Source organism: Pseudovibrio exalbescens, from assembly GCF_028737195.1.
Classification (GTDB): Bacteria; Pseudomonadota; Alphaproteobacteria; order Rhizobiales; family Stappiaceae; genus Pseudovibrio; species Pseudovibrio zosterae.
Genome location: NZ_JAQZAJ010000001.1, coordinates 818,692 through 844,168, shown reverse-complemented (window position 1 = coordinate 844,168; position 25,477 = coordinate 818,692). Strand labels below are relative to the sequence as shown.

The window sequence follows — 25,477 nt, the reverse complement described above, 5'->3', positions numbered from 1 at the left end:
CATGACCACTGACAAGAAAACGCTGCGGGCGCAGCCGCAAGCCTCGCACTACATTGGCGGTGCCTATGTGGAGGACGTGGCTGGCACGGAGATCGCCTCAATCTATCCCGCAACCCAAGAAGTGATTGCGCGGGTTCACGCTGCAACGCCAGAAGTCTTCAGCAAGGCCATTGAAAGCGCCAAGACCGGCTTTGCCATTTGGCGGAAAACCAGCCCGGCAGAACGCGCCGAGGTGCTGCGCAAGGCAGCGGAGCTGATGCGTGCCAAAAACCATGAGCTATCGGTTCTTGAAACCTTGGACACGGGCAAACCTCTTCAAGAGACGTTGGTCGCGGATGCTGCCTCGGGTGCAGAGGCGCTCGCCTACTTTGCAGGCATAGCGGCGACTGAAAACGGCGAACACATCAATCTGGGTGGCGCTTTTGCGTTCACCAAGCGAGAGCCACTTGGTATTTGCCTAGGTATTGGCGCATGGAACTATCCAATTCAAATCGCCTCGTGGAAGGCCGCTCCCGCGCTTGCTGCAGGCAACGCCATGATTTTCAAACCTTCGGAAGAGACCGTGCTCTCGGCATTGAAGCTCGCTGAAATCTTGACTGAAGCCGGTTTGCCCGATGGTGTATTCAATGTCGTGCAAGGCGACCGTGAAGCGGCAAGCTTGATGGTGAACCACCCCGAAATCGACAAGGTGTCTTTGACGGGCTCTGTTCCGACAGGTCGCATTATCGCGCAAAACGCCAGCAAGTCGCTCAAACACCTCAGTCTTGAGCTGGGCGGCAAGTCTCCAATCATCGTGTTTGAAGATGCGCACATCGAAAACGCGGTAGCTGCGTGCATGAACGGCAACTTTTATTCTTCCGGCCAGATATGCTCAAACGGCACCCGCGTGTTCGTGCACAAGAGCATCAAGGACAAGTTCCTGGCCAACCTCAAAGCGCGCACGAGTGCCATTCTCCTGGGCGATCCGCTCAACGAAGAAACCCAAATGGGGCCGATGATCTCCAAGATGCAGTTCGACAAGACCATGAACTACATCGCAGTTGGTCAGGAAGAAGGGGCAACCCTGTTTCATGGGGGTAAGCGCGCAGATGTTGGTGCGTGTCCTCAAGGCCTTTATGTGGAACCAACCATTTTCACAGAGGTGAAGGACGACATGCGCATCGCCCGCGAAGAAATCTTCGGTCCGGTCATGTGTGTGCTCGACTTCGAAGATGAAGACGACGTGATCGCACGCGCAAATGACACGGAGTTCGGTCTCGCGGCTGGCGTGTTTACCCAAAACATCCAGCGTGCCCACCGCGTTATTGACCAGATTGAAGCGGGAACCTGTTGGGTCAACAACTATAACCTGACACCGGTAGAGATGCCATTTGGTGGTTACAAGCAGTCTGGAATTGGCCGTGAAAACGGGCACTGGGCGTTGGACCAGTATTCCCAGGTCAAGAGCGTTTACGTTGAAATGGGGGACGTGGAAGCAGGCTGGTAACGACTGGCTGAGCAGCATTTAATTGAGGCGCGGGTGGCACATGCTGCTCGCGCCGTTTTTATCTGTCCGATCTTTTTGTTGTGCTCAAAGGCCGACAGCTTTAGAAGTTGCAGCAACGAAGGCAGGTTCTGGGCGTCCGGCGAGGCGGCCTTGCGAAACGTCTGCCACTTATCTTGAGAATGATGAGAATGCCTGATGCTCCGTTGCAGAGCATGTGAAGGCTATGAAGTCCCATAGGCTGTGAATGACCGATCAAACCAAAAAACTCTACGACCTTGCTCAGCCAGTTTTTGCCGTTGCACCCATGCTGGACTGGACCGATCGACATTGCCGGTCTTATCACCGCGTGCTGAGCCGCAACACGCTGCTTTATACGGAAATGATTACCACCGGTGCGCTGATTCACGGCGATCGTGATCGGCATCTCAACTTTGACCGGAGTGAACAGCCGGTAGCCTGTCAGCTTGGTGGGTCTGATCCCAAAGCGCTCGCTGAATGCGCCAAGATGATTGAGGAGTGGGGCTACGATGAAGTCAACCTCAATGTCGGCTGTCCGTCTGACCGGGTTCAAAATGGCAGTTTTGGGGCCTGTCTCATGCTTCAGCCTCAGCTCGTTGGCGAGTGCATTGCGGCCATGAAGGACGCGGTTTCCATTCCTGTAACCACCAAATGCCGGATTGGCGTTGATGAGCAGGAGCCCGAAGAAGCGCTTCGCGCGCTGGTGGGAGAGGTACTCAAGGCAGGCACCGATGCCATATGGGTCCATGCTCGCAAAGCATGGCTTCAGGGGTTGAGCCCCAAGGAAAACCGGGATGTCCCGCCGCTTGATTATGAGCTGGTCTACCGCCTCAAGGAAGAGCATCCAGATGTCTTCATCGGCATAAATGGGGGCATCGCCACTCTGGAAGAGACGGAAACGCACCTTGGCAAAGTAAACGGTGTGATGATGGGCCGCGCAGCGTACCACTCGCCAATGCTGCTTGCGAGCGTGGATCGCCGGATTTTTGGCGCCGATACCCCTGACATTTCCGCTGAAGAAGCGGTGAACGCTTACATTCCATACATCGTGAAGGAGCTGGAGAAGGGCACAAAGCTCTCCCAGATCACACGCCATATGCTTGGCACCTATCAAGGTGTTCCGGGGGCTCGCCATTTCCGCCGCATCATGACGACAGAGGCGGTAAAGAAGGGCGCAGGCATCGAGGTGGTTGAACAGGCAATGGCTGCCGTATCTCAGCCAAAGGTGGGTGGGTTCGGCGCGGACGAGCCTGAAGGAATTGGGGCAACTGCATTTTAAAGGTTGGGCGTTCGCCCACCGTATTTACTGGGTATACTGATGGATCACTTTTCAGCTGAACTCCTGCCTCTGGTTGGAGCGCTTCTGGCCGCCGGTGGGTTGGCTGGCTTCATGGCAGGCCTTTTTGGAATTGGCGGGGGAGCGATCCTTGTGCCAGTTTTATTGTCCGTTCTTGTGCCTGCAGGTGTCGATCCATCCATTGCCATGCATGTTTCCGTGGCAACATCCCTCGCGGTGATTGTGCCCACGTCTCTGCGTTCATTCTTTGCGCACAATGCCCGCGGCGCGGTGGATCATCAGCTCCTGAAAAGCTGGCTTGTTGCTGTGCCTGCCGGGGGCGTGATTGCTGCCTGGGTTGCCTCGTGGATCTCAGGGGATGGTTTGAAGGCCATTTTCATGATCACAGCCTTCTTCGTGGCCATGCGCATGTTGTTCAACAAAGAAAGCTGGCGCTTGGGCGACGATGTTCCGGGCAACCCCCTACGCGCATTCATTGGCATGTGTATCGGTTTTTTCAGCACGCTGATGGGCATTGGCGGCGGGGTGATGACCAACACCTTCATGACCCTGTTCAACAGGCCAATCCACCAGGCCGTAGCAACTTCCTCTGGCGTTGGAGTGCTGATCTCAATTCCGGGTGTGCTGGGTATGATCGCAGCAGGATGGGGGCAGGGGGATCTGCCTCCGCTGTCACTGGGCTATGTGAACCTGCTTGCGGTTGCGATCATCATTCCCCTCTCCATTTTCATGGCACCGATCGGAGCGCGTGTCGCTCACTACATGAAGCGCCGTCATTTGGAAGTGGCTTTCGGGATCTTCCTGTTGTTCGTATGCGCCCGTTTTGCCTTCAGCCTGATTTGAGCGGGCCTAGCTGCCCCGAGGCGTCAGAATCATTCGATCGCCTTCCACACGAATGCCGCTGAACCGGTCCAATGTGCTCATGCCCATAAGGCTTGAGTTTAGCATGCCTTGCTGGGCCACGAATGCCCGCGCATCGTTCAGCGTCACATCCCCAATCTGAAGATGGTCGATGCGGATCGGCGCTACAAAGCCGGTTCCATTGGCTGTCTGAACAGGCACGGTGTAGCGGAGCCGGTCCATTGGAAACTGGGCGCGGCGCGCGTCATCAGAGGTAAGAGTGATGTGCGAAGCACCCGTATCAACGAGAAACTGAATGCTGGTACCATCAACAAGAGCGTTGAGAACGAACTGACCGTTTCCAGAACGGGCAATGGCGATTTCGCCAGCGGCCGTTGTCACGGTGTTGCCGGGCATCAGTTCTGCCATCACCCTGTCCTTGATCATGGAGAACTCGTGGCGAAAGGAGTAGAGCGCAACGAGAAGCAGACCAAGACCGCCCCAAAGCAGTATGGACTTCAACACCTCTCCACCCGACGGACGCTGTGCCACAAGTCCCGCGCTGACGAGAAGCAAGACGCTCAAAAGGCCGACCATTTGCGGCCCGATCTCGTGAAGCTCGGAGGAATAGAAGTCCGGGCCCATCATGTAACCGGAAACCACGCCAATGATCATGGCACCTACAAGAAAGTACAGGCCGAACTTCAGCATTACAGGTTGGGCTCCAGTTTCTGACCGGCAGCGGAACGACGCTGCGCCACACGGCTGTTGGTGAGCCGTTTATCGGCATCACTCATGGAAGACCATGTGGCGATCTCCTCGAGCGTTCGCAAGCAGCCGGTACACAATCCAGTTGGCCTGTCAATCTGACAGACCTTTATACAGGGACTTTCGACGATAGGGGCCTCCAACGGTAAAGCAGCAGTGTCTTCTATACTCAGTAATCGCCTGATGGAACCACTGATGTGGTGCGTCCGGCCCGCGCAATGGAGGCCGGTACCGTAATAACTACGCTGGCTGCATTGCCAATGAAGCTGCCAAGGTCGCGGCCCGCATCGCCCACCGAACGGGAGAAACCACGCTCTCGGGCGATGTCGCCATCAATTTGCTGAGAAACAGCGCTTGCAACCTGCGGAATCTGATTTGCAAGCAGTGCAAACTTGTTGTGGTTGGCAGCGTCGTTGCCTTCAAGGTCGGTCAAATCAAGTACGATAACACCCAGCTCCGACAGTTCCTGCGTATCGGAAAAGGAACCAACGCGTCCCCGGCCGCCTGCAAGGGTTCCGGAAACGCCGAGGGCCCGATCATCTTGAGAAGTAAGGACTACAAACGGGTTGTTCGGCTTGCGCAGCAGCTCCATGTGGTGCTGGAATACGTCCAGATCGACATCAGGGGCAGCCATCACCACGGTTACATTGGACCGATCGACGATGCTGTTTCCGGATAGCTCCATTTGGCGCAGCGTTTCAAGCAATGCCCAGTTGCCCAGTGAGTGAGCCATGATGATGATCTCATCCGGCTTTGTTGCAGCGACGTCGAGCAGCGTTTGCTGAAGCCCGTTTCGGGCGATTGTCGCACTGTTTGTGTCGTAGACGTAGCCGGTCACGTCGCCTTCAGAGGCCCAAGTGAAAAGCACGGGCACCCCGTCAAACTTGGAGTCTGCTGTGAACTGGGCGAACCGGAACACCGCCTCTGCAAACAGCGTATTGTAGCCATGGATAAAAACCAGAGCGGTGCGGCTGCCTTTGGGCTTGGCCCGCAGCCTGCTGCTCAGTTCGGAGCGGAACGCGGTTTCGCCGTCGATGAAGGCGGCAGAGCGTACCACAAAGTCCGTATTCGGATCACCGGGAGGGGAACTCGGCCACTCGATGTTTCCAGGCGTGTGCGTTGGTGGGATTGAAACCGTGACCTCAGCGAAATCAAGGCGCTCCTGACGCTGGGTACCAAACAGCGTGTCCGGCTCTTCAGCGCGGGCACGCGTCGTGGCAATCAGCATATCGGTCTCGGTCGTGCCTTGTGCAGGTTCTAGCGATACCTGCATGCCACCGCTGTACGGGCGAGAGGCGCACGCTGCAACAACGACCAGAGAAAAGATGGCGAGGCCGCGAACAACCCAACTAGACCGAACAGGCGCACTCAAAGGATGATCCTTTTAAAATCGATATCTGATTTTTTCTTATGCAGTACCGCAGCGCCAACCCGCTGATAAGGGGGCGCAAAAATTCACCTAGAGCAATTACATGATTCGAGGTCAGCTCTGTGAAGCCTCACAGCAAGGCGCATCCAAATAGAAACGAGATGCTGCAAATTTGCTGCAGTGCGCCCAAAACATCCCCGCTCACACCGCCTATCTTGCTGCGAGCCACAGCAACAAAGCCAACAGCAACGCCCAGTGAGACGATTGAACCGAGAAGAAGCTGTGAGAGGGGGAGCGCAAGCAAAGTCAGGAGCCACAGGACAAGTGTCGTAAGAACGCTCCAGATCACTGCTTCCCAATCCGGCAAACCAAACCGGTGACCGAGCCCTCCCGGATTGGCGCTCGGCTGGCTGTGCCAGGCTGCAACCATGCTGCTGCGGCCGATGGTCTCCGCCATCAGATAGAGCATGGCCGTGGCAAAGCCGCCAATCTCTTCCAGGGCAGTGCCAAGCAGAACGATCCGCAGACCTATGGTGAAAATCAGTGCCAACGTCCCAAATGTGCCAATGCGGCTGTCATGCATGATCTCAAGGCGTTTTTGACGGGTGGTGCCGCCAAAGAAACCGTCGAAGACATCGGCAAGGCCATCTTCATGTAGGCAGCCAGTGAGAATCGCTGTCGTTGCGACAGCAATCAAAGCTGTGGTCAAGACTGGCAGGCCAGTGAAGGAAAAAATCAGCAGAACCAACGCTGCGGGTAAAGAAATCAACAGCCCGGCCAGAGGGATAGCGCGTGCAGTACGGCGAAAGTCTGGTGCGTGGTCCAGCCTGTCATTTCGGCCAATGGATGGGACGGGAATGCGTGAGAAGAAACGAATGCACGTAACGATATCAACGGCTAACGGCTGTTCGCGTGTTTCCGTTTTCTCCACGGGGCCTTGGTTGGGCATGCTCTGTAACTTTTTGCGCCTATTGACTGAAGGAATGGCTGGGCACATGTGCCTCTCATCGGCGATTGTAAAACACCCGCGCTTGCTTATAGAACACACAGTACCGACACGCAGAACCGCTGACTACTCGCGCTGGAGAAATACTATGTCCATGTCCACCACTGGTTTGCCCTTTGACGATTTTCGAGCACTCGTGGAGGCGATGCCGGGACCAGACATGGAAGCAGTAGCTGCTGTAAAAAAACGGGAAGCAGAGCTGACAAAGCCGCAGGGCTCTCTGGGGCGTCTGGAAGAAATCGTGGAATGGCTGGCTGCTTGGCAAGGCAACCCAAAGCCGCGCGTCACCCGGCCACTGGTTGCAGTTTTTGCGGGCAATCACGGCGTTGCCAAGCGCGGCGTTTCCGCGTTTCCAATTGAAGTGACCGAGCAGATGGTTTCCAACTTCGCAGCAGGCGGAGCGGCCATCAACCAGCTTTGCATCGCCAACGATCTTGGCCTGAAGGTCTTTGAACTGGCATTGGAAGTGCCAACCGGCGACATCTGCGTGGAAGACGCTTTTGAGGAAGCGGACTGCGCTGCCACCATGGCTTTTGGCATGGAGGCTTTATCCGGTGGTTCTGATCTGGTGTGCCTTGGTGAAATGGGCATTGGAAACACCACCGTCGCTGCGGCCATTTTCTATGCTCTGTTCGGCGGTACGGCTGAACAATGGGTAGGGCCCGGCACAGGCGTCAAGGGCGAGGCATTGGCACTCAAGGTGAAGGCGGTGGAAGACGCGGTGGCGCGTTGTGGCGGCCCTCAGTCCATGGAGCCATTCGAAGTGTTGCGCCGTCTCGGTGGTCGTGAAATTGCCGCGATGACGGGTCTCATTCTCGCCGCGCGCATGCAGCACGTTCCGGTTCTTATCGACGGTTTCGTCACGACCTCGGCAGCAGCCGTTCTCTATCAGATGGACAAGACCGCCCTTGATCATTGCATGTTTGCGCATGCCTCCGCAGAACCTTCGCACCGTAAGGCCATTGAAGCCATGAATGGAAATCCGCTTCTGGACCTTGGAATGCGTTTGGGTGAGGGCACTGGTGCAGCTGTCGCCGCCGGCATCGTGAAGGCGGCTGCGCAGACCCACTCGGGGATGGCAACCTTTGAAATGGCAGGCGTGAAGAACGCAGCAGGCGACTGAGCCATTCAGGCTTTGAGCTGAGTTGAACGGGCGGGGAGCTTTGCGGCTTATCCCGCCTTTAACATGCCATCGAAGCTGTTTTCAGGGTGTGTGAACGGCGAGCTTGGATCGCGGACAACACGACTTGGCGGAAATTCGATGCGTACAATCGTTCCTTCACCCATCTTTGAATCCAGATCAAAGCGTCCGTCATGCATGTGCGCCAGCGCTTGCACAATGGAAAGGCCGAGGCCAGTTCCTTGCTCTGCGCCTTGAATGGCTTGTGAGCCCTGACCAAAAGCCTGTAGGACCAACGGTATCTCGTCCTCTGGAATGCCAGGACCGTTGTCCGCAATGCTAACGAACTGGCCGCCCATTTCGGTCGATCCGACGGTAATGAAAATCTCGCCCTCATCAGGAGTGAACTTCACTGCATTGGCAAGCAGGTTCAAAACCATCTGCCGCACAGCCCGCTCATCGGCCACCAATAGCGGAAGGTTAGCCTCGTAGCGTTCGCTCAAGGAAAGGTTCTTTGCTTTGATGCGCATTTGCATCATGCCCTTGCACGCCTCAACAACTTCATCAAGGGGAAGGGGCGCTTCATTCAATTCATAGCGGCCAGCTTCCACCCGGGAGAGGTCCAGAATTTCGTTGATCAGGTTGAGCAGGTGCTGACCAGACTTGTGGATGTCGCTTGCGTAATCCAGATAGGTCTGGTTCTGCATCTTGCCCAAGACCTCGTCTTTCATCACCTCCGAGAAGCCCAAAATGGCGTTCAGCGGCGTGCGCAGTTCGTGGCTCATGGTGGCAAGGAAGCGCGACTTGGCAAGATTGGCTTCCTCTGCACGGCGGCGGCTCTCCAAGGCCAGAGCGTTCACCTGTTCCATCTCTGCGATCAGGTCATCCTTTTCGGCGCGTGTCGCCAGCATGGTCAGCGCCGAGGCGTGAAGCTGGTGACTGAGGATGATGAAGAACCCCTGAGCGCCGATGGCCATGGCAGCCATGGCGAAGTGAATGGACGAACCATAGTTCATAAAACAGACAACAAGTGTCGCTGTGATCGGTACTGTCGCAGCCAACAGGGCCGTGGGCAGCGCCGATGACAGCATGGTACTCATGGCGATGACGATAAGAACAGTGGCAAACTGAAAGACGTCCAGGCCATTCACGGGCATGGGTTTCAGGCTCAAAAGCAGGAAACTGGTCCAGATCAAACCATAGATACCATCGCTCAAAGTGAGTTGGAGCTTAATGGACTTCAGCTTGCGCCGTTTCAGGAGCTTCAGTTCAATGCGCCGGGTGCGCCAGTTGATGAGGAGATGAAGCGCAAGGGCACCAAACAACCATCCCGAGATCCACATCAACGGCAGCCATAGTGAAGAAATGGCCGCGACCACACTCATGAACAAAGGAAGCGCGTAGGCGGCACTCAGGCGGTTCTTCACGAACATGAAGACCAGCTCGGGCTCAAAACCAAGCTCAGCGGGCTTGGAATTCAGTCTCCCACTGTTTGAACGCAGAGTTTGAGCAAACTGTCGGCGGCGCGCAGCGCGTGCTCCGTCAATTTTGTTCGTCTCATTGCGACCCGTCGTGTTTACTTTGCTCATCAGGAAGGTGGCCTGTTTTTGATTTAGACTGAGCGGATACTTTCCTATTTGGCCACCATGAACACTTTTCCTTAATAATGCTCTGAATACTATGGTAAATATTTGGTAAATACAAAATTGCGCAGTTTAGTTTGCTGCGTCATACTGGAACAAGTACACTGCGAAATCTCATAGATTCTTCTTTGAGTTGAGGGAGGCGATTTTTGAAACTCTTTATTTCAGAGCGGGCACCAAACGTGGTGCGTGTAGAGATCTTTCTTAAAGAAAAGAACATTAACGTTAAAACCGAAGTGCTGGATATCATGAAGGGGGAGGCTCAAACTCCGACCTTCACAGCGCTCAATCCCATGAAGCGTGTTCCAGTGCTGGAGCTGGACAACGGGACGCTGATTTCTGAATCGGTGGCAATTTGCCGTTACTTCGAAGCACTTCAGCCTGAGCCGTTGTTGATGGGGTCTTCTGCCGAGGAACAGGCGGTTATTGAAATGTGGAACCGGCGCGCAGAACTTAATCTTCTACTGGCAATTGCCAGTGTGTTCCGCCATTCCCATCCAGCAATGGCCAAATTGGAAGTGCCGCAGATCAAGGACTGGTCAGAGGCCAATCGTCCAAGAGCGTTGGAAGCCATGGAAGTTTTCGACGCGCAACTTGCAAAGAATGAGTTTGTGGCCGGAGATAAGTTCAGCATTGCGGATATTACGACCTATGTGGCTATGATTTTCACACGTCCTGCCAAGGTTGAAGTGCCGGAAAGCCTTTCAAACCTACATCGCTGGCTTGGTGAGGTCAAACAACGACCAAGTATTGCCAGTTGAGGCCTGTCCTTGAGCGCATTTGATACCTTAACGCAGCTTGAGGACGCGATTTCTTCATGCCGTGTTTGCGTCGAGGCGCCTTTGGGGGCGCCTCTACCTCACGAGCCAAGGCCTGTGGCCGTCTTCTCCAGCACTGCGCGCTTATGCATATGTGGGCAAGCGCCGGGGACGCGGGTTCACGCTTCCGGGCGTCCGTTTACGGATCCCTCAGGTGTGCGCCTTCGGGAGTGGATGGGCATCGAAGAGGCTCAGTTCTATAATCCGAATTTGCTTTCGATTGTGCCCATGGGGTTCTGCTTTCCCGGTCTTGATAGCAAAGGGGGCGACAAGCCGCCGCGTAAGGAATGCCGGCGGACATGGCATGATCATGTGTTTCGCCACATGTCTCAGCTTGAAACCGTGTTTGCAGTGGGCGCGCACGCGCATCAGTACCACTTGGGTGAACTTGCATCAAAGCGCTCGCGCGAAACCATCGCCAATTTTAAGGAGATCTGGGAGGTGACATCGAAGCGTCGAGAAAAAGGTGAGGGGCCAGCTGTTGTGCCATTGCCGCATCCCTCCTGGCGCAACAACGCCTGGCTGAAGAAGAATGCATGGTTTGAGGAGCAGGTCTTGCCGCTTGTAAAAAAAGAGGTCGCCCGGCTTATGGCTTAGGCGACCTTGTAGGAATTGGCCAGACATTGCTGCAAGGGCCATGGAATGCAGCTGTCTGCAACCTTCCGTCTAACCGAACATCAAAAAAGATCGGAGCCGTTGGAAAGTGGTTCCACACTAATGGTGATTTCTGTAAATGTAGAGAAACCACCACATTAAAAAGTCTATTCAGTTAGAATTTTGATCTACAATTCTGGTGAAATAGAAAAAACGGATCGTAGCGCAAGGCGTGGGACACTTTATGATACGCCTGAACCACTAGCTGCTCGCCATGATAACAACCAGAGGCCCTAAATGATTGATCGCATCGACCGACGCATCCTGTCGATACTTCAGGAAGACTGCACCATTCCGGTCGCGGAAATTGGGCGCAGAGTAGGCCTTTCAACCACACCATGTTGGCGGCGGATTCAAAAGCTGGAAGAAGACGGCGTGATCACGCGCCGTGTTGCGGTGCTTGACCCCAAAAAGGTCAATGCCAAGGTGACGGCTTTTGTGGCCATCACCACAAACCAGCATACCGATGACTGGCTGCGAAAATTCGCCGATGTCATCCGGGAGTTTCCAGAGGTTGTCGAGTTTTACCGCATGGCAGGGCAGGTGGACTATTTGTTGCGCGTGGCTGTGCCGGATATCGATGCCTACGACGCATTCTACAAACGCCTGATCGCAAAGATCGAAATTGCAGATGTGTCGACCACTTTTGCGATGGAACAGATCAAATACACCACGGAACTGCCGCTTGGATATGTTCCCAGCGAAAAACCGAAGGTGGCTGGCGCCTGACAGCAACAATTAGAAAAGTCATTAGCCAGAGTGCGGTCACTCTGGCTTTTCTTTGTCTCAGCTGTCGGCTTTCTTCATGCGGGCCAGCAGGCTGGAAGTGTCCCAGCGCCCACCGCCCATGGCCTGTACTTCAGCGTAGAACTGATCCACCAACGCTGTAACCGGCAAGCGTGCGCCGATCTCGTCGGCTGTTTTGAGGCAGATCTTCAGATCTTTGCGCATCCAGTCAACGGCAAAGCCATGTTCATACTCATTGGCATGCATGGTCTTCCATCGATTTTCCATCTGCCAGGACTGCGCAGCGCCGCCGGAGATGGCTTCAATGACCTTCTCCACATCAAGGCCAGCTTTTTCTGCGAAATGTATGCCTTCAGAAAGGCCTTGAAGCAGACCTGCGATACAAACCTGATTGACCATTTTGGTTTGCTGACCTGCGCCGCTTGGTCCCATCAAGCCAACCTTTTTTGAAAAACACTCCATGATTGGAAGGGCGCGCTCGTACGCGGTTTCGTTTCCGCCAACCATCACGGTCAGAACCCCGTTCTCTGCCCCTGCTTGCCCGCCGGATACGGGGGCATCCAGAAAGGAAAACCCTCTGGCTTCAGCTTCCTGTGCGAGCTCCTGAGCGACCTCTGAGGACGCGGTGGTGTGATCAACAAATACCGCACCCGCTTTCATGCCTTCAAAGGCACCGTTGTCACCAGTCGTAACCCCGCGCAGGTCATCATCGTTGCCAACGCAGCAGAAAACCACGTCGCAGTCTTGAACTGCTTTCTGAGGCGTCGGAGCAAATGCGGCACCAAATTCCTTGGCCCACTTTTCTGCTTTTGCAGTCGTTCGGTTGTATACGGTGACATCGTGGTTGCCACGCGTCGCCAGATGACCTGCCATGGGGTAGCCCATTACACCCAGTCCAAGAAAAGCGACTTTTGCCATGCTATCCCCCTCAGATTGTTCGTTTTTAGATCAGATTGGAGCCGGAGTTTAGCGCTCCAGATTGGTGGCGCAACCAGCAATTAGGCCAATGGAACGGGCAGGTAGGCACAAAAGAAAGCCCCCGCTCCAATTAGGGCGGGGGCTGAACTTCAACGTTGGAGGTGACGTGTCAGACGCGCTTCCAATTGGTTCCAGATCCGGCGCAGCGTTTCCACCATGACCAGATACATGATGGCAGCCCAGACATAAGCCTGAAAGTCATAGGTCCGAGAAAAGGCGCGGCGTGTTTCGCCCATCAGATCCAGAATGGTAATGATGGACACAATCGCGGATCCCTTGATCATGAGGATGATCTCGTTGCCGTATGGGCGCAGGGACACAATCAATGCTTGCGGTAGAATGATCTTCCAGAAGGTGAGCCAGCGCGGCAAACCGAGGGCTGATGCTGCTTCCCACTGACCTTTTGGCATGTTCTGGATCGAACCGCGCATAATTTCCGCCTGATAGGCCGCTGTGTTCAGCGTGAATGCAAAGATGGCGCAGTTCCAGGCATCTCTGAAAAAGCTCCAAAGCCCCATATCGCGGAGTTCATGCATGAAAGATCCGGCGCCGTAGTAGATCAGAAAGACCTGCGCCAGCATTGGTGTGCCGCGGAAAAAATAGACGTACGCATATGCGATGACCGAGAAAGCTTTCACGTTCGACATGCGCATCGCGGCGATTGGCACCGAGAGAAGTGCGCCCAAAAGGACCGAAACACCGACGACCTGAAGGGTTACCCAAAAACCTTCAAGGAGCTTCATGCCATAGCGTTGCAGGAACTTTGGGTCCGCACTAAGATCAACCCAAGGAAAGCCCTCAGCCACATTGAAGTTGATGGTGACGTTGTTGCGTACCACCAGAAAATAAAGAATGCCAAGGCCCGCGATAATCCAAAGGGTCACCAGAAAGTTCCCGACAACACGCCCGAACGTCCAGCCTTTCTTTGGCGGCTCTGGCTTCTGATTTGTCGGTTCAGCGGTGTCTGGCAAGGCTGTATTCGTTACGCTGTTTGTCATCTTGGGGCCTCCCCACGCTTGGTCCATTTTTCAAGGCGTGAGATGCCAACAGAAGAGATGAGCGCAAGAACCAGATAGATGGCGCATGCGATGGAGAAGAACAGGAACGGTTCCTTCGTGGTGCGTGCGGCCATGTTTGAATAGCGGATAATGTCATTCAAACCAATGATCGAGACCAGACTGGTTTCTTTCAACAAGATCAGCCACAGGTTTCCCAGCGCCGGCAGGGACAGGCGGATCAATTGAGGAAGAATAACCAAGCGCAGGGTTTGGAGCTTGGAAAGCCCGAGTGCATGCGCGCCTTCATACTGGCCTTGGGAAATGCCGCGAAAAGCTGAGAGAAAGGCCTCGGAAGCATAAGATGAGAAAACAAGTGACAGGGCGATCATGCCCGCAAAGAAGGCACTGACTTCAAAATTGGTCACCCCGAAAACACTGAGCACTTCCTGAATGAGTATCTGGCCCCCGTAGTACACCAAAAACAGGGTCAGCAATTCAGGAAGGCCGCGAAAGATTGTCGTGTAGACGTCAGCCCATGCACGTAAAGAAGGCTCTGCGGATTTTTTCGCCAGCGCCAGAACAAGACCCGTGGCAAGGCCAAGCGGCAGGCTGGCAAGTGCCAGTGTAACGGTAATATAAACGCCCGCTGCGATCTGGTCTCCCCAACCATCTGGACCGAACGAGAGCATTACCAGAATGTCATTCATTGCTAAGGTGTTCCTTCTTGCACCTAAGGCGAACGGCGGGGAATACATCCCCGCCGCTCATGTAACACAGCCGATGTCGCGCAGGCTTATTCGCCGTAAACGTCGAACTTGAAGTACTTGTCGTTGATTTCTTTGTACTTGCCGTTTGCGCGGATCGCCACAATTGCTTCGGAGAACATGTTGGCAAGGTCCTCGTCGCCTTTGCGAACGCCAATGCCAGCACCTTCACCGTGGATCCGTGGGACGGACTTTAGGGTGCCGAGGATCTTACAGCAAGAACCTTCTTCAGAATCAATCCACTGCGAAAGCACCATCACGTCGTCAACTACCGCATCAACTCGGCCGCTTTCGAGGTCAAGTTTGTACTCTTCTGCGGTTGGATAGAGGCGAACGTCGGATTCGGTGAAGAATTCTTCAGCGTATACGGAGTGCGTTGTGGAAGACTGAGCGCCGATGGAAATGTCCTTGAGGTCATCCGCAGTGACGCCAGCTAGTTCAGAATCCTTACGAACGGCGATTGCTGGAGGGGTGTTGTAGTACTTTTTGGAGAAGCTGATCTGCTCCTGCCGTTCAGGCGTGATGGACATGGACGCCAGAATGGTGTCGTACTTGCCTGCAACCAGACCGGGGATAATGCCGTCCCAGTCCTGAGTTACCCACTCACATTCAATCTTGAGCTCTTCACAGAGTGCATTACCGATTTCGATATCAAACCCGACCAACTTGCCGTCAGCAGTAGTATAGTTGAACGGAGGGTAAGCACCTTCAGTGCCCATGCGAACTTTGCTCCAGTCCTTTGCATGAGCTCCCCCAATAGTTGCTACGGCCAAAGCCGCAACAGCTGCAAAACGCATAAAACGCATTGTTATTCCCCTGGTGTTTATTTGTTACGGGCTCTCGTGGAGTTGCCCCCGTTTTGACCCGTACTCAGTTCACATCAAATCTTTCCATGGATCAAGCTTATTGACGGGTCCAGTGCTGAAACTTTCGTCAAATCCGCTGTCAGATTGCATGATATGCCGTCAATATGATGGATCTGGGGAAAATTATTCCGCTAATATACCAGTTAAACAGGCAGTTTACCCAACGATATCCTCGAATCTCAAGGGTATGCGGGCCGAGGGCGCTGGATCTGGGGATATATACGTATGCGTGGTGTAGGGCTTGCAGGGCGCGCGGGAAGTTGGTTGCCTGCAACAAAAGACTAGAGGTTGAAGACCGCTTCAATCACACTCGCATCTGCGACCTTTGCAATCTCAAGGTCTTGTGGCGTGTTGATGTTGAAGAAGGGGTCGACTTCAATACCGTCAACGATTGGTCCGCCAAAGCTGACAACTGGCGGGGTGCGTTCGCGAACAAAGCCTTGAATGCTTCGACCTCCCATCAACAGATAGGTACGAATGTCTTCCGCCAGATAGATGGGCCAGAGCGCAAAGGTTGGGTGAAGCTGTTCGCGGGACTGGGCCATGGTAATCAGTGGCACAATACTACCAGCCGGTTCTGCAAGCTTCTCAGTCAGATCCAGTGGGAAGAATGGGGTATCAGCCGCAGCGCTTGCAATCCAGATAGCGTCCGGCTCGTTCACTCGAGCCCACTCCATCGCCGCCAGAATACCCGCCATGGGCCCAAGTTGGCCTGGAAGAGTGTCGGGGAGAAGCGGTACATCAAGGCCAATGTGGTCTTCGGTCGGATTGTTTACGCTGACGACAAGTGACTTGACCTGAGGGGCGAGGCGAGAGGCGGTGATGTTGACCAGTTTCCTGCCGTTTAGCTCTGCCAAGGTCTTGTCATGCCCACCCATACGGCGAGATTGCCCGCCACACAGCAAGCAACCGATAATGCGGTCCCGTACCCCCTGCTTTTGGAAGGAGGCTGCAGCGGCTGAGGTCGCATCCGGATTGCCCGTATGGCTTGGGGTGCACATGTGGATCTTTCCTGTAGTTTTTTCAGGTGTCTCGCCTTGGCGTTGCATCTGAAAAAAGCGTTTTCCCTAAGTTATCTCAACATATGCGTGTGAAAATGGCTATTTTGCGTTTTCCCAAAAATTTAATCAATTCAGTAATTAGCTGGCTACATCAGGGAAAGGCGGTTGGTAAGTTGCCTTTCGGTAAGTGTCAGGGACAGCACTTGAAAGAGTTCAAGCACTCCGTCGCGATGCATTCTGTCAGCGTTTCTTGAAAAGCCATCAAACGGATCTGGAGCGTTACTATCGTCCTCGCTTCTCAGGTCAAAGAACTGCATCCAGCTGCCATAAAACAACTTGTTTTCTTGTGTGCCGTTATGAAGCACAGTCAAATGACTGTGTCTTTTGTCCTGAAGAACGCATTCGAATGTGCGTTTGACGGCTTCCCATGGTCCTTCCAGCATCTGAAAAACATGGGTATCTGTGAGAATGAGAGCACCGGTAACCCCAGCTCTGGAATTGATACGACGAATACGCATCAAAGTGAGGTCCATCTCCGTGTCCAGATCGTGCCGGAGCGCGGGCCAGTGGATGCGACTGCGATAGCAGAGCTGCGAGACACTCATGTTTTTCTCCTTAACCTTTGGAAAGCTTAGGAGATCAGGGTTTCCAAAAAACTAATGGGAACTCTTGAAAGATTTGCGCTTGTTAATAGTGAGGAAATAAAATCAAAGTTGTAATAAGCAACAGTGCTTTCTCTAGTTGATTTTGTTTCAAGTAACTAGGCTGGCTAATGTTTCCTCTAAATAGATGTGATAGGTGCGGTGCTACCTGCGTGACAAGGCGGCACGAGATGCCTACATGTGGGGCACAGCAAGACCAAACAGGCTCGCCGGGTTGGGCTGGAGCCTCATAGAACAGGGACTTTGAGATGTTTTGGAAGAAGGGTCGCCAGCAAGAGGATGAACTGACAAACGAGCGCGTGCTGGAGGTTTTACAACAGGTCAAGGATCCCACAGGCACCAGCAACATTGTCGAAAAACAGTTGGTGAGCGACATTTCCATTCTGAATGGGCGCGTGGTTTTCTCCATTAAAATTCCGGCAAATGAGGCCGAACGCCTTGAAGGTATGCGCAAGGCGGCGGAGAAAATTGTCTCCGTCCTGCCGGGCGTGGAAAAGGTGATGGCCGTGCTTACGGCTGAAAAAACTCCGGGCAGGGCGCCTGCATCAGCCCCAATACCTTCAGCACCCGCCGCAGCTGTCAGTTCTGGGCCGGCCGCGCAAAAGTCCCTTGCGCCAGAAACGCAAGCCTCAAGGCCGAGCGGTGGGGGGAAACTTGAGGTGCCTGGAGTTGCCAACATCATTGCCGTTGCCTCCGGCAAAGGCGGCGTAGGCAAATCGACCACAAGCGCCAATCTGGCGATCGCGCTTTCCAGATTGGGGCTGCGCGTCGGCTTGCTTGATGCTGATATCTACGGCCCTTCAGTTCCTAAACTCATGGGCGTTTCCGGCAAACCTGAGCTCGTCGAAGGGCGCATCATGAAGCCCATGGAGGCCCATGGGATCAAGTTGATGTCCATCGGTTTTCTGGTTGACGAAGAAACGGCCATGATTTGGCGAGGGCCCATGGTAACGTCAGCTCTCAACCAGATGCTGCGCGAAGTAGCGTGGGGCGAATTGGATGTGCTTGTGGTGGACATGCCGCCGGGCACCGGTGACGTCCAGCTGACCATGGCGCAAAAAGTGCCTCTCACTGGCAGTATCGTGGTGTCCACGCCGCAGGACTTGGCATTGCTGGATGCGCGACGCGGCGTTGCGATGTTTGAGAAGGTTAGCATTCCCGTTATCGGCGTAATTGAAAACATGAGCCACTTTGTGTGCCCTGATTGCGGGGGACGTCATGAGATCTTCGGCCATGGCGGTGCGCGGGAAGAGGCGCGAAAGATGAAGGTGCCGTTTTTGGGAGAGGTGCCGCTCACCATGGAGCTACGCATGCAGTCGGACGCAGGAACGCCGATCGTCGCTGCCGCGCCAGATAGCACTGTGAGCCATGCCTATATGACGATTGGTGAGGAGATCAAGACAGCGCTGGAGAACAAAGGCGAAGTGCTGACCAAGCCAGCCCCTCGGATCGTGATCGAGTAAAGAACCTTGTCTGATGCAAAAGCAACTCTCGCGGACTGATCTGCGCGGGAGTTTCGTTTCTTAGCCTAAAGTCTACGTCTAAACCCTAGTGCGTACAACTATGTAAATATCTGATATTTCAATAGAAATAGCTCTAAGGCGTCGTATTGTCGCGTCTTAAATTACTCCAAATCGCGTTACGGTAACAACCGGATCGAAGGGGATGTGGCGACCTGTGTGGAGACCTTCGGTTGCCGCTTTCTCAAATTGTAAATCTCCCGGCGATTTGGAGTGCCCAGGGAATGCTTGCCAAAGAAAATGGCCGCGCGTTGTTGGCAATGTTTTTGTCGACCGCCTTCTTCATGTTCAATGATGCGACATTGAAATACACCGCCCAGACAATGCCTCTGGGGCAGGTTATCTTCCTCCGCGGCCTCGTAACAACAGCATTGATGGGTATGGTGTGCCTCTATCTGGGACAGTTTAAGATTGGTTGGCGCCTGTGCCATCCAGTGGTTCTGGCCCGTGCGCTGTTGGAAGTGATTGGGTCGATGATGTACCTGACTGCACTCACCAAGATGCCAATGGCCAACGCAACTGCCATGCTGCAGGCCATGCCGCTTATGGTGACCGCAGGTGCCGCCATTGTTTATGGCGAGATTGTCGGTTGGCGGCGCTGGAGCGCTGTGGCCTTCGGCTTTGTTGGTGTGATGCTGATTATCCAGCCCGGACTTGATGGCTTCGACGCATGGGCCCTGCTGGCTCTTGGAGCGGTGTTCTTTATGGCCACCCGAGATCTTGTGACCCGGCGCATGCCAAAGGGCCTCCCTTCATTTGGTGTGACTTTTGTTGTCTGCGTTGCCGTCACCTTCATGGGGGCGGGGCTTGGCGCAACCGAAGTCTGGGTGCCGGTGGACACGTGGTACCTCTGGCCGATCCTCGGGTCATCTGCCTTTATTATCGGGGCCTATTACTTCGCTATTGTTTCCAACCGCTTGGGCGAACTCGTCGCGGTAGCTCCAATGCGTTACACGGGCCTTTTGTGGGCAACAGCAATTGGTGTGCTTGTTTGGGGAACGTTCCCGGACTGGATCACGATGACCGGAATGGTGATCGTCGTTGGCTCAGGCCTCTACACTGTTCATCGTGAGCGGTTGCGTCTGCGCGCAGAACAGGCCGTGGAACAGGCCGAAGTCAACAAAAAAGCAGCAAGCCGCCCGAGCGCTTCTCAGGACCCCGCTTCAACGCGGGCAGCTGCCACAGCCTGAATTTTCTTCCCAGCCCGGCTGTGGTGACCGGGCTGGAACGCTTGCCGAGGACGGTGCTGTCCCCCTCGGAAAAACCAAAGGTTCGAAAAGGAGAACCATCATGATTGTGCACCATTTTGCCTCGGCTTCCGAAATCAACGGCAAGCCAATGAACACCCTCCTGATGAGGGGAAGTTGCGCCAGGTCCAAAGCGGCGCTGACATTTCTGAAGTGGATTTTGGGGCGCAAATAGCGCCCTTTATCTTTTGGGGAATCTTGATGAGTGAGTCCCAACAAAACTGTCATTCATCTAAGTCGAGTTTGCCGCCATTGTGATTTTTTACAGCCTAGTTAAAGCTTTAGTTAATGCACGGTAAAAACATTTAAAAGTCATATGTGATGGTAATAGTCTTATTAAAACAATTGCTTATCTAATTTTAGCCGAAGCGGATGCTCAGCTTTCTGCCTGCCTTCGCTTCTGGATTCTGGCATGACAGTTCTGCCCCCCTTTTGTTCATAGATTGGAAAGAAAGTGCTCCGTATTGTCTGGCCATGCCCTCGGGACATGTAGGGGCAATTTGGGTTCAGTTGGAGTAAAACACATGTTTGCAAAGTTTCTGAAAGACGAGTCCGGTGCGACCGCAATCGAATATGGAATGATCGCAGGCTTGATCGCAGTCGCGATCATCACGGCAGTTGGCCTTCTGGGGGATCAGCTTTCTCAGGCGTTTACAGCAATCAATGATAAGCTCACCGCAGAGGGCTTGACAGGATCATAGTCACTAGTGGTGATAGCCATGCGTAAACCCGTCAGCGTGTGCTGGCGGGTTTTTTTCATTCGCGATACAAGTTTACCCCCCGGTAACGCTCATGTGACGTGAGACAGCCGGTTTTTTTGTGTCTCGATCAATGACGAAGTCATGGCCCTTTGGTTTGCGGCTGATTGCTTCCTCGATGGCCTGTGACAGCAATTCGTTCCCCTCTGAGGCCCGCAAGGGCGCACGCAGATCGGCCTGATCATCTTGTCCAAGGCACATGTAGAGCTGCCCTGTGCAGGTCACTCGTACACGGTTGCAGCCCTCACAGAAGTTGTGGGTGAGGGGCGTGATCAGTCCAAGGCGTCCACCGGTCTCTGAAACGGAATAGTACCGTGCAGGTCCGCCGGTCTTGTAGGTGAGCGGCTCCAATGTGAACCGTTCCTCCAGACGCGCGCGAACAGTATTCAGCGGCAGATACTGGTCCACACGGTCCCCGTCGATTTCACCAAGCGGCATGGTTTCGATCAATGTCAGGTCGTGACCTTCGCCGTGGGCCCACTCCATCATGGGGATGATTTCGTGTTCGTTGACGCCCTTAAGGGCAACAGCATTGATCTTGACCTGAAGGCCTGCCGCCTTTGCGGCTTCAATACCATCCAGGACTTTTGCCAGATCGCCCCAGCGGGTGACCTCTTTGAACTTCACCGGGTTGAGAGTGTCGACGGACACATTCACGCGCTTGACGCCAGCCGCCGCGAGTTCATCGGCAAAGCGTGCCAGTTGCGAGCCATTGGTTGTCAATGTGAGTTCTTCCAGAGCGCCTGTTTGAAGGTGTCTTGAAAGCGAACGGATGAGGCTCATGATGTTCTTGCGCACCAAGGGCTCCCCGCCAGTCAGGCGAAGCTTCCGCACGCCTTTCTCGATGAACGCGGAACACAGCCGGTCCAGCTCTTCTAAAGAGAGAACTTCGCGCTTGGGAAGAAACGTCATGTCCTCTGCCATGCAGTAGAGGCAGCGGAAATCGCAGCGGTCGGTCACGGACACACGAAGATATGTCACGGCGCGTCCGAACGGGTCAATCAATTGCGGCTGATGCGCGGTCACAAAGGAATTTGCCGTCTCCAAAAGCCCCTCCTGAAATGGGTTTCTAAGTATTATTGTGGATTCAATCTAATTATCGGTGCACACGCGTCAATGGCGGGGCATTGACATTTTGTTGACCCAAGCCCCACATCAGGGCAATGCAACTGTTAGAGCGTGGAGTAAAGAGTTGGCAACCGAGACTGTGCCGTGGCCCACTGAAATTCGATTGAAGCAAGATAAACGAACCCTCGTTGTGTCCTACGACAACAAGCAAGCCGTTGAGTTCACTGCCGAGTTCTTGCGCGTAAATTCTCCGAGTGCAGAAGTTCAGGGGCATGCACCGCACCAGAGAAAGACCGTCGCGGGAAAGCGTCAGGTTCAGATAATCGGGGTGGAGCCGGTAGGAAACTATGCCGTAAAACTTGTGTTCGACGATCTCCACAACACCGGGATTTTTACGTGGAGCTATTTTGACGACCTCAATCGAGGCCGCTCAAAACTGTGGGAGCGCTATCTGAAGGAGCTGGAGGCGAAGGGGCTTTCAAGGGACTAGGGTCTGTGAACAAAAACAGCCTTGCGAGGGAGTCGAAGCTCGCAAGGCCGCTTGGTCCAATGGGCAGTCTGAGGCTAGCGAAGCACAACCACCTTTGAACCAACTCGCACGTTCTCATAGAGGTGGATGACGTCCTCATTTGCAAGACGAATGCACCCGGATGAAACCGCTGAGCCAATTGTCCATGGCTCATTGGAACCATGGATACGGTAGATGGTAGAGCCGATGTAAAGCGCTCGGGCACCCAATGGATTGTTGGGACCACCTTCCATGTAAGCTGGAAGAATACGGCCTTTGCGACGCTCACGTTCACGCATCACGGCTGGTGGTGTCCAACCTGGCCATTCAGCTTTTCGAGTGATGCGGTGTGTCCCTGCCCACTGAAAGCCGTCACGGCCAACGCCAACACCGTACTTCATGGCTTGGCCACCCGGATAGATGTGGTAGAGGCGCCGCTCCTGTGTGTTTACAACAATAGTGCCCGGTCCATAGGGGCCACTGTATGAAACCATCTTGCGCTTGATGGGAGACTTACCGTAATTGGCTGCCCCGTAAGACACCCACTTTTTGGAGGTTGGGTCGAAAAATTTGCCGCTTGCGGCCTGAGACGATGTTGCTGCAAAGCCTGCGGTCAGCAGGATGGCCGCGATGGCCAACAGTCTGAGCATAGTGATCCCCTGTAATTATGTTTATTTTTTCTCGACTACATGAGGGTGCCTCTGCGTCAAGTAAGTGTACGCTGTCATCGGCGCGTTGCAAAGCGGTTAACGCAGCTTTGGCGTGTGCAGTAATTTTGCGGGGAAGTGTCTGATGTAATTAATAAATTGCAGCGGAGAATAAGTAAATCTGGTTAAAAAGAGATCAGATTCAATCAAGTGCAAATTGGAATCACGATTGTTGAATTCCGCTAACTAAAGAATCGCTGGTATTGCCGCAGGGCTGGTAGCTCGTGAAAATGGGCTGGCCAATGCCAGCCCATGCCGTTGGACCATTAGCCCAGATTCAGTTCCTTGAAGAAGTCGTTGCCCTTGTCGTCAATCACGATGAAGGCTGGGAAATCCTCAACTTCAATCTTCCAGACAGCCTCCATGCCGAGCTCTTCAAACTCGAGCACTTCAACCTTTTTGATGCAATCTTGAGCAAGGCGAGCGGCCGGGCCGCCAATGGAGCCCAGATAAAAGCCACCATGTGCCTGACAGGCGCGGCGCACCTGCGCAGATCGGTTGCCCTTTGCCAGCATGACCATGGAGCCTCCAGCAGCTTGGAACTGGTCCACATAGGCGTCCATACGGCCCGCTGTGGTTGGACCGAATGATCCAGAGGGCATCCCTTCAGGCGTTTTGGCAGGGCCTGCGTAGTAGACGGGATGGTTCTTCATATAGTCAGGCAGCGGCTGACCGCTCTCAAGCAGGTCTCTTAGTTTGGAGTGCGCCAGATCGCGAGCAACGATCAAAGGCCCGGTCAAAGAAAGGCGTGTCTTGATTGGGTGCTTTGTGAGCTCGCCTAAAATCTCGCTCATTGGCCGGGTCAGATCAATCTTGACCACATCATCAGCCAAGTCGTCCTCGGTCACCTCCGGCAGGAACCGCTCCGGATTGCGTTCCAATTGCTCGAGGAAAATACCGTCCTTTGTGATCTTTCCCGTGGCTTGGCGGTCTGCTGAGCAGGAAACGCCAATGCCGATTGGCAGCGACGCGCCGTGGCGTGGCAGGCGGATCACTCGCACGTCGTGGCAAAAATACTTGCCGCCAAACTGAGCGCCGACGCCCGTGGACTGGGTCAGCTTGTGAATTTGCGCTTCCATCTCCGTGTCACGGAAAGCATGGCCAAGTTCGGAGCCCTCTTTCGGTAGCTGGTCCAGGTAGCGTGCAGAGGCCAGCTTCACAGCCTTGAGGTTCATTTCCGCAGATGTGCCGCCAATAACAATGGCAAGATGGTAGGGCGGGCAGGCAGCAGTACCGAGTGTCAGGATTTTTTCCTTCAGAAACTCGATCATTCGCTCTGGTGTCAGCAGGCTGGGGGTTCCTTGAAACAGGAAGGTCTTGTTTGCAGAGCCGCCCCCTTTTGCCATGAACAGGAATTTGTAGGCGTCTTCACCTTCGCTGTAGAGATCGATCTGCGCTGGCATGTTGTTCTTGGTATTCTTCTCCTCGAACATGGACAGCGGTGCCAGCTGAGAGTAGCGCAGGTTCTTGTGGAAGTAGGCATCGCGCGCGCCTTCGCCAAGAGAGGCTTCATCCTTGCCATTTGTCCAGACGCGGTGGCCCTTCTTGCCCATCACGATCGCCGTGCCCGTATCCTGACACATGGGCAACACACCAGCAGAGGCAATATTGGCGTTCTTGAGAAGATCGTAAGCGACGAACTTGTCGTTCTCAGTTGCTTCAGGGTCGTCCAGAATGTTGCGCAACTGCTGTAGATGGCCCTCGCGCAGGTAGTGGTTGATATCCTTGAAGGCTTCCTCTGCGAGCAAGCGCAAGCCTTCCTGCTCCACCTTCAGAACGGTCTCGCCGTCAAACTCGGTGGTGCTCACATATTTATCGGTGAGCTTGCGGTAGGGCGTTTCGTCGGGGCCAAGCGGAAAAAGCGAGGAGTGGACGTACTCTGGAGGAAGGTTCTCTGACATCTCAAGATCTCTGGTTTATCTGCAGCATTTCGGCCTTCGGCCTTGTTGGCTCTGGTTTTATAGTCAAAAGGCCGGATGCGCAAAGCGCTCCGGCCTTTTGGTTGGCAATTTAACCGATTAGGTAAAGTGATTACCTAGCGTGCGCGTGGATAACTCATGCGCCGTTACCGTGTGGCCCACAGATCCAGCTTTACCACGACCTTGTCTGGCACTGTTTCTGGGGAGATGTCCTTGCCCATTTCATAGGAAGTTCGGCTGAGATCAACAGTCGCAACTGCGTGCGCTGTCGCATCTTTAATGCTCAAGGTAAATGGGAGCGTCAAAGGCAACTCAATGCCGCGAATGCTCAGAGTTCCTCGCGCCTCAAAGCCATTTCCGCCGGTTGGGACAATGGTCTCGGATTTGAAGACCGCGTTTTCAAACTGCGCAACATTGAACCATGCATCGCTAGCCAGTGTCTGGTTGATCTGGCCATTTCCTGTATCAGCCGACTGGGTAGAGATGGTTGCTTCGATCTTGCCGTTTTCCGGATCTGCCGGGTCGAAGTTGATGACTGCAGTCCAGTTCTGGAACGTGCCGGAGAGCGGCTGCCCATTCTGCATGGTGTCGAAGGTGAGGGCGCTCTTGTCGCTGTCGACCGTCCATTCTATTGCATAGGATGGCGCAGCAAAGAGCGTGGTGGTTGCCAAAACGCCTGCGGCAACGAGTGCTTTCAAAGAGGACATCACAGTTC

At 54.3% G+C, this 25,477-nt stretch carries 26 protein-coding genes; 11 read left to right on the top strand and 15 right to left on the bottom strand.

Annotated features, from left to right (window positions below; genetic code table 11):
• Position 1 precedes the first annotated feature (1 nt).
• The 3 genes from betB (at position 2) to PUV47_RS04010 (ending at position 3,644) form a co-directional block, all read left to right on the top strand.
• Entirely contained in the window at positions 2–1,486 is a 1,485-nt protein-coding gene (gene betB / locus PUV47_RS04020; RefSeq protein WP_274217170.1) for a betaine-aldehyde dehydrogenase, read from the top strand.
• A 244-nt stretch (positions 1,487–1,730) separates the two neighbouring features.
• A complete protein-coding gene (gene dusA, locus PUV47_RS04015; RefSeq protein ID WP_274217169.1) occupies positions 1,731–2,783 on the top strand; it encodes a tRNA dihydrouridine(20/20a) synthase DusA in 1,053 nt (350 codons plus the stop codon).
• 39 nt (positions 2,784–2,822) lie between these two features.
• On the top strand, positions 2,823–3,644 hold the full coding sequence (locus PUV47_RS04010; RefSeq protein WP_274217168.1) for a sulfite exporter TauE/SafE family protein: 822 nt from the start codon (positions 2,823–2,825) through the stop codon (positions 3,642–3,644).
• Between the two features lie 6 nt (positions 3,645–3,650).
• On the opposite strand, the gene PUV47_RS04005 is transcribed toward PUV47_RS04010, so the two are convergent.
• The 4 genes from PUV47_RS04005 to PUV47_RS03990 all read right to left on the bottom strand — a co-directional run bounded on the left by PUV47_RS04005 (position 3,651) and on the right by PUV47_RS03990 (position 6,727).
• Entirely contained in the window at positions 3,651–4,352 is a 702-nt protein-coding gene (locus tag PUV47_RS04005) for a retropepsin-like aspartic protease family protein (protein ID WP_274217167.1), read from the bottom strand.
• Positions 4,352–4,552, bottom strand: a complete 201-nt coding sequence (locus PUV47_RS04000; protein WP_274217166.1) for a DUF1289 domain-containing protein — start codon at positions 4,550–4,552, stop codon at positions 4,352–4,354. Before PUV47_RS04000 ends, PUV47_RS04005 begins: the two co-directional genes overlap by 1 nt.
• Positions 4,553–4,578: 26 nt before the next feature.
• Entirely contained in the window at positions 4,579–5,781 is a 1,203-nt protein-coding gene (locus PUV47_RS03995; protein WP_274217164.1) for an alpha/beta hydrolase, read from the bottom strand.
• 127 nt (positions 5,782–5,908) lie between these two features.
• The gene (locus PUV47_RS03990; protein ID WP_274217162.1) at positions 5,909–6,727 is read right to left on the bottom strand and encodes an adenosylcobinamide-GDP ribazoletransferase; all 819 of its coding nucleotides are present in this window, start codon (positions 6,725–6,727) and stop codon (positions 5,909–5,911) included.
• A gap of 151 nt (positions 6,728–6,878) precedes the next feature.
• Between PUV47_RS03990 and cobT the strand changes: the two genes are divergently transcribed.
• Positions 6,879–7,907 carry a nicotinate-nucleotide--dimethylbenzimidazole phosphoribosyltransferase gene (gene cobT, locus PUV47_RS03985; protein ID WP_274217426.1) on the top strand — a complete coding sequence of 343 codons (1,029 nt, stop codon included), beginning with the start codon at positions 6,879–6,881 and terminating at the stop codon, positions 7,905–7,907.
• Between the two features lie 47 nt (positions 7,908–7,954).
• Here cobT and PUV47_RS03980 read toward each other — a convergent pair whose 3' ends face one another.
• On the bottom strand, positions 7,955–9,493 hold the full coding sequence (locus PUV47_RS03980; protein WP_274217160.1) for a sensor histidine kinase: 1,539 nt from the start codon (positions 9,491–9,493) through the stop codon (positions 7,955–7,957).
• A 203-nt stretch (positions 9,494–9,696) separates the two neighbouring features.
• Here PUV47_RS03980 and PUV47_RS03975 point away from each other — a divergent pair, with 203 nt between their 5' ends.
• The 3 genes from PUV47_RS03975 (at position 9,697) to PUV47_RS03965 (ending at position 11,748) form a co-directional block, all read left to right on the top strand.
• A complete protein-coding gene (locus PUV47_RS03975; protein ID WP_274217159.1) occupies positions 9,697–10,308 on the top strand; it encodes a glutathione S-transferase in 612 nt (203 codons plus the stop codon).
• 9 nt (positions 10,309–10,317) lie between these two features.
• Positions 10,318–10,962, top strand: a complete 645-nt coding sequence (locus PUV47_RS03970) for a uracil-DNA glycosylase family protein (protein WP_274217157.1) — start codon at positions 10,318–10,320, stop codon at positions 10,960–10,962.
• A gap of 294 nt (positions 10,963–11,256) precedes the next feature.
• Positions 11,257–11,748: an Lrp/AsnC family transcriptional regulator gene (locus PUV47_RS03965; RefSeq protein WP_274217155.1), complete on the top strand. Its 492-nt coding sequence runs from the start codon at positions 11,257–11,259 to the stop codon at positions 11,746–11,748.
• Between the two features lie 57 nt (positions 11,749–11,805).
• On the opposite strand, the gene PUV47_RS03960 is transcribed toward PUV47_RS03965, so the two are convergent.
• The 6 genes from PUV47_RS03960 to PUV47_RS03935 form a co-directional block, all read right to left on the bottom strand.
• Positions 11,806–12,684 carry an NAD(P)-dependent oxidoreductase gene (locus PUV47_RS03960; RefSeq protein ID WP_274217153.1) on the bottom strand — a complete coding sequence of 293 codons (879 nt, stop codon included), beginning with the start codon at positions 12,682–12,684 and terminating at the stop codon, positions 11,806–11,808.
• Positions 12,685–12,833: 149 nt separating this feature from the next.
• Positions 12,834–13,742 (bottom strand): ABC transporter permease, encoded by a 909-nt coding sequence (locus PUV47_RS03955; protein ID WP_274217152.1) that lies wholly within the window; start codon positions 13,740–13,742, stop codon positions 12,834–12,836.
• Positions 13,739–14,449, bottom strand: a complete 711-nt coding sequence (locus tag PUV47_RS03950) for an ABC transporter permease (protein ID WP_274217151.1) — start codon at positions 14,447–14,449, stop codon at positions 13,739–13,741. Before PUV47_RS03950 ends, PUV47_RS03955 begins: the two co-directional genes overlap by 4 nt.
• Before the next feature lie 86 nt (positions 14,450–14,535).
• On the bottom strand, positions 14,536–15,312 hold the full coding sequence (locus PUV47_RS03945) for an ABC transporter substrate-binding protein (RefSeq protein WP_274217150.1): 777 nt from the start codon (positions 15,310–15,312) through the stop codon (positions 14,536–14,538).
• 341 nt (positions 15,313–15,653) lie between these two features.
• Positions 15,654–16,373: a molybdenum cofactor guanylyltransferase MobA gene (gene mobA / locus PUV47_RS03940; protein WP_274217149.1), complete on the bottom strand. Its 720-nt coding sequence runs from the start codon at positions 16,371–16,373 to the stop codon at positions 15,654–15,656.
• Between the two features lie 146 nt (positions 16,374–16,519).
• Entirely contained in the window at positions 16,520–16,978 is a 459-nt protein-coding gene (locus PUV47_RS03935; protein WP_274217148.1) for a BLUF domain-containing protein, read from the bottom strand.
• Positions 16,979–17,283: 305 nt separating this feature from the next.
• On the opposite strand from PUV47_RS03935, the gene apbC reads away from it, so the two are divergent.
• From apbC to PUV47_RS03920, 3 genes are all read left to right on the top strand, one after another.
• Positions 17,284–18,498, top strand: a complete 1,215-nt coding sequence (gene apbC, locus PUV47_RS03930; protein WP_274217147.1) for an iron-sulfur cluster carrier protein ApbC — start codon at positions 17,284–17,286, stop codon at positions 18,496–18,498.
• A 281-nt stretch (positions 18,499–18,779) separates the two neighbouring features.
• Entirely contained in the window at positions 18,780–19,745 is a 966-nt protein-coding gene (locus tag PUV47_RS03925) for a DMT family transporter (protein ID WP_274217146.1), read from the top strand.
• Positions 19,746–20,326: 581 nt separating this feature from the next.
• Positions 20,327–20,503, top strand: coding sequence for a Flp family type IVb pilin (locus tag PUV47_RS03920; RefSeq protein ID WP_274217145.1), 177 nt, complete (start codon positions 20,327–20,329; stop codon positions 20,501–20,503).
• Between the two features lie 72 nt (positions 20,504–20,575).
• On the opposite strand, the gene moaA is transcribed toward PUV47_RS03920, so the two are convergent.
• Positions 20,576–21,607, bottom strand: coding sequence for a GTP 3',8-cyclase MoaA (moaA, locus tag PUV47_RS03915; protein WP_274217144.1), 1,032 nt, complete (start codon positions 21,605–21,607; stop codon positions 20,576–20,578).
• Between the two features lie 184 nt (positions 21,608–21,791).
• Here moaA and PUV47_RS03910 point away from each other — a divergent pair, with 184 nt between their 5' ends.
• Positions 21,792–22,118, top strand: a complete 327-nt coding sequence (locus PUV47_RS03910; protein ID WP_274217142.1) for a DUF971 domain-containing protein — start codon at positions 21,792–21,794, stop codon at positions 22,116–22,118.
• Between the two features lie 74 nt (positions 22,119–22,192).
• Here PUV47_RS03910 and PUV47_RS03905 read toward each other — a convergent pair whose 3' ends face one another.
• The 3 genes from PUV47_RS03905 to PUV47_RS03895 form a co-directional block, all read right to left on the bottom strand.
• Positions 22,193–22,786 carry a L,D-transpeptidase gene (locus tag PUV47_RS03905; RefSeq protein ID WP_274217141.1) on the bottom strand — a complete coding sequence of 198 codons (594 nt, stop codon included), beginning with the start codon at positions 22,784–22,786 and terminating at the stop codon, positions 22,193–22,195.
• Positions 22,787–23,109: 323 nt separating this feature from the next.
• A complete protein-coding gene (locus tag PUV47_RS03900; RefSeq protein WP_274217140.1) occupies positions 23,110–24,744 on the bottom strand; it encodes a fumarate hydratase in 1,635 nt (544 codons plus the stop codon).
• Between the two features lie 164 nt (positions 24,745–24,908).
• Positions 24,909–25,469: a YceI family protein gene (locus tag PUV47_RS03895; RefSeq protein ID WP_274217139.1), complete on the bottom strand. Its 561-nt coding sequence runs from the start codon at positions 25,467–25,469 to the stop codon at positions 24,909–24,911.
• Between the last annotated feature and the right edge of the window lie 8 nt (positions 25,470–25,477).